The following is a 1,130-nucleotide window of genomic DNA, read 5'->3' as shown; positions in this document are numbered from 1 at the left end:
GAAGAAATTCGCCGCTCCATGCAAGTGCTCTCGCGGCGCACAAAGAATAACCCCGTTTTGATTGGTGAACCGGGCGTTGGGAAAACCGCGATCGCCGAAGGGCTAGCACTGCGTATCATTAATGGTGATGTGCCCGAGAGCCTCAAAAACAAAAAGCTGATGGCGCTCGACATGGGAGCGCTCATCGCAGGCGCAAAATATCGCGGCGAATTTGAGGAGCGGCTAAAATCTATCCTCAAAGAGATCGATGCCGCGTCAGGCGAAATCATTCTCTTTATTGACGAGATGCACACGCTTGTGGGTGCGGGAAAATCGGACGGGGCGATGGATGCCGCCAACCTTATCAAACCTGCGCTTGCGCGCGGTGAGTTGCACTGTATCGGCGCGACCACGCTTGATGAATACCGCAAGTATGTAGAAAAAGATGCCGCCTTGGCGCGCCGTTTCCAACCGGTCGTGGTTGAGGAACCTACCGTCGAGGATACGGTGTCGATCCTGCGCGGAATCAAGGAGAAGTACGAGTTACACCATGGTGTTCGGATTTCCGACAGCGCTCTTGTGGCGGCAGCGACCCTATCACACCGCTACATCACTGACCGTTTTTTGCCTGACAAGGCGATTGACCTTGTGGACGAGGCCGCCTCGCGTTTGCGTATGGAAGTGGATAGTAAACCCGAAGAGCTGGATCAGCTGGATCGCCAGATTCTACAGCTTCAGATCGAGGCAATGGCCTTGGGCAAAGAAGATGACGACGCGTCCAAGTCGCGACTTGAAAAGCTTGAGGGTGAATTGGCCACCCTTCAGGAGCAATCTGCGTCTATGACTGCCAAGTGGGAAAACGAGCGCCGCAAACTTGAAGGTGCGCGTGACCTCAAAGAGCAGCTAGAGCATGCACGAGCTACGTTGGAAATCGCCAAGCGCGAGGGAAATCTCGCCAAGGCTGGAGAGTTGTCATACGGGGTGATTCCGCAGTTGGAGAAACAACTGGCCGAGGCTGAGGCTGTGGAGGCCGCTGGGGATGGCGACCTAATGGTCGAGGAGGCTGTGCGACCCGAGCAAATCGCCCAAGTGGTTGAGCGGTGGACGGGTGTTCCGACATCCAAGATGCTTGAGGGTGAGCGCGATAAACT

Annotated in this window: 1 protein-coding gene; it reads left to right on the top strand. The window is 55.6% G+C overall.

Going from position 1 to position 1,130, the window contains the following annotated elements:
- Nucleotides 1–1,130 (top strand): AAA family ATPase (locus ACTG34_RS13815; RefSeq protein ID WP_439105443.1); only part of this gene is annotated, 1,130 nt, incomplete at both ends.

This window comes from Celeribacter marinus (assembly GCF_965656515.1).
In the GTDB taxonomy this organism is placed as follows: Bacteria; Pseudomonadota; Alphaproteobacteria; order Rhodobacterales; family Rhodobacteraceae; genus Celeribacter; species Celeribacter marinus_D.
Note: the sequence above shows the minus strand (reverse complement) of the source record. Positions and strands in the feature narration are given on the sequence as shown.